The organism is Terrabacter sp. NPDC080008, assembly GCF_040702505.1.
Lineage (GTDB): Bacteria > Actinomycetota > Actinomycetes > Actinomycetales > Dermatophilaceae > Terrabacter.
Map to the genome: position 1 here is coordinate 2,087 of NZ_JBFBLC010000013.1, position 2,832 is coordinate 4,918.

The 2,832-nt window shown below is 56.4% G+C and carries 1 rRNA gene (running past one end of the window); it reads left to right on the plus strand.

What is annotated here, in order from left to right:
• Positions 1-2,781 (plus strand): 23S ribosomal RNA (locus tag AB0316_RS20910); it begins 429 nt to the left of the window's first position.
• Positions 2,782-2,832: the final 51 nt, after the last annotated feature.

Here is a 2,832-nt window from a genome sequence, read left to right on the forward strand (position 1 = left end):
GTAGGGAGTGAGAAATCTGCGTCATAGTCGAAGAGCATTGAATGGCTCGGCACAGAGGGTGCGACCCCCGTAGACGAAATGGTGTGGACTCCCGGTGGATTTCCCAAGTAGCACGGGGCCCGAGAAATCCCGTGTGAATCTGGCAGGACCACCTGCTAAGCCTAAATATTCCCTGGTGACCGATAGCGGACAAGTACCGTGAGGGAAAGGTGAAAAGTACCCCGGGAGGGGAGTGAAATAGATCCTGAAACCGTGTGCCTACAATCCGTTGGAGCCTCCCGCCGTTGGGCGTGTGGGGTGACAGCGTGCCTTTTGAAGAATGAGCCTGCGAGTTAGTGCTCAGTGGCGAGGTTAACCCGTGTGGGGAAGCCGTAGCGAAAGCGAGTCCGAACAGGGCGCCCATAGTCGCTGGGTCTAGACCCGAAGCGGAGTGATCTACCCATGGCCAGGTTGAAGCGCAGGTAAGACTGCGTGGAGGACCGAACCCACTTAGGTTGAAAACTGAGGGGATGAGCTGTGGGTAGGGGTGAAAGGCCAATCAAACTCCGTGATAGCTGGTTCTCCCCGAAATGCATTTAGGTGCAGCGTCACGTGTTTCTTGCCGGAGGTAGAGCTACTGGATAGCCGATGGGCCTCACCAGGTTACTGACGTTAGCCAAACTCCGAATGCCGGTAAGTGAGAGCGTGGCAGTGAGACTGCGGGGGATAAGCTCCGTAGTCGAGAGGGAAACAGCCCAGATCACCAGCTAAGGTCCCTAAGCGTGTGCTAAGTGGGAAAGGATGTGGAGTTGCTGTGACAACCAGGAGGTTGGCTTAGAAGCAGCCACCCTTTAAAGAGTGCGTAATAGCTCACTGGTCAAGTGATTCCGCGCCGACAATGTAGCGGGGCTCAAGCACACCACCGAAGCTGTGGCATTGACATTTTGCTCGGCACCGACACCTGCGGGTTCGGTGTCCAGGCGTGTTGATGGGTAGGGGAGCGTCGTGTTGCCAGGGAAGCGGCGGAGTGATCCAGCCGTGGAGGCTACACGAGTGAGAATGCAGGCATGAGTAGCGAATGACGGGCGAGAAACCCGTCCGCCGAATAACCAAGGGTTCCAGGGTCAAGCTAATCTGCCCTGGGTAAGTCGGGACCTAAGGCGAGGCCGACAGGCGTAGTCGATGGACATCCGGTTGATATTCCGGAACCGGCGAAGAACCGCCCCTGATGAACCTTGTGATGCTAAGTGCCTGAAGCCGCCCACCGAGACTTCGGTCTCATCGGGTGGTGGAGCGCACGGCCCGAGCAGGTAGTAGTCAAGCGATGGAGTGACGCAGGAAGGTAGCCTCCGCGTGGCGATGGTTGTCCACGTCCAAGGGTGTAGGGCGCGGTCCAGGCAAATCCGGACCGCACAACGCCTGAGACCTGATAGTGACCGCGAATGCGGGAAGAGGGTGATCCTATGCTGCCGAGAAAAACTTCTAGCGAGGTTCGAGCCGCCCGTACCCCAAACCGACTCAGGTGGTTAGGTAGAGAATACCAAGGCGATCGAGTGAATCGTGGTTAAGGAATTCGGCAAAATACCCCCGTAACTTCGGGAGAAGGGGGGCCCTGATCGTGAACCCACTTGCTGGGGGAGCGTGATCGGCCGCAGAGACCAGGGAGAAGCGACTGTTTACTAAAAACACAGGTCCGTGCCAAGTCGCAAGACGATGTATACGGACTGACGCCTGCCCGGTGCTGGAACGTTAAGGGGACGGGTTAGCACGCAAGTGCGAAGCTCAGAACTTAAGCGCCAGTAAACGGCGGTGGTAACTATAACCATCCTAAGGTAGCGAAATTCCTTGTCGGGTAAGTTCCGACCTGCACGAATGGCGTAACGACTTCTCCACTGTCTCAACCACGAACTCGGCGAAATTGCACTACGAGTAAAGATGCTCGTTACGCGCAGCAGGACGGAAAGACCCCGGGACCTTTACTACAGCTTGGTATTGGTGTTCGGTACGGCTTGTGTAGGATAGGTGGGAGACTGTGAAGCCGGCACGTCAGTGCTGGTGGAGTCAACGTTGAAATACCACTCTGGTCGTTCTGGATATCTAACCTCGGTCCGTGATCCGGATCAGGGACAGTGCCTGGTGGGTAGTTTAACTGGGGCGGTTGCCTCCTAAAAGGTAACGGAGGCGCCCAAAGGTTCCCTCAGCCTGGTTGGTAATCAGGTTTCGAGTGTAAGTGCACAAGGGAGCTTGACTGTGAGACAGACATGTCGAGCAGGGACGAAAGTCGGGACTAGTGATCCGGCGGTGGCTTGTGGAAGCGCCGTCGCTCAACGGATAAAAGGTACCCCGGGGATAACAGGCTGATCTTGCCCAAGAGTCCATATCGACGGCATGGTTTGGCACCTCGATGTCGGCTCGTCGCATCCTGGGGCTGGAGTAGGTCCCAAGGGTTGGGCTGTTCGCCCATTAAAGCGGTACGCGAGCTGGGTTTAGAACGTCGTGAGACAGTTCGGTCCCTATCCGCTGTGCGCGTAGGAAACTTGAGAAAGGCTGTCCCTAGTACGAGAGGACCGGGATGGACGAACCTCTGGTGTGTCAGTTGTTCTGCCAAGGGCACCGCTGATTAGCTACGTTCGGAAGTGATAACCGCTGAAAGCATCTAAGCGGGAAGCACGTTTCAAGATGAGGTTTCCAGGCCCGCGAGGGCGAGAGGCTCCCAGCTAGACGACTGGGTTGATAGGCCGGATGTGGAAGCACAGCAATGTGTGGAGCTGACCGGTACTAATAAGCCGATAACTTGACTATCAAAGATGCTACGCGTCCACTGTGCAGTTCCCGAGATACAAACGGGAACAC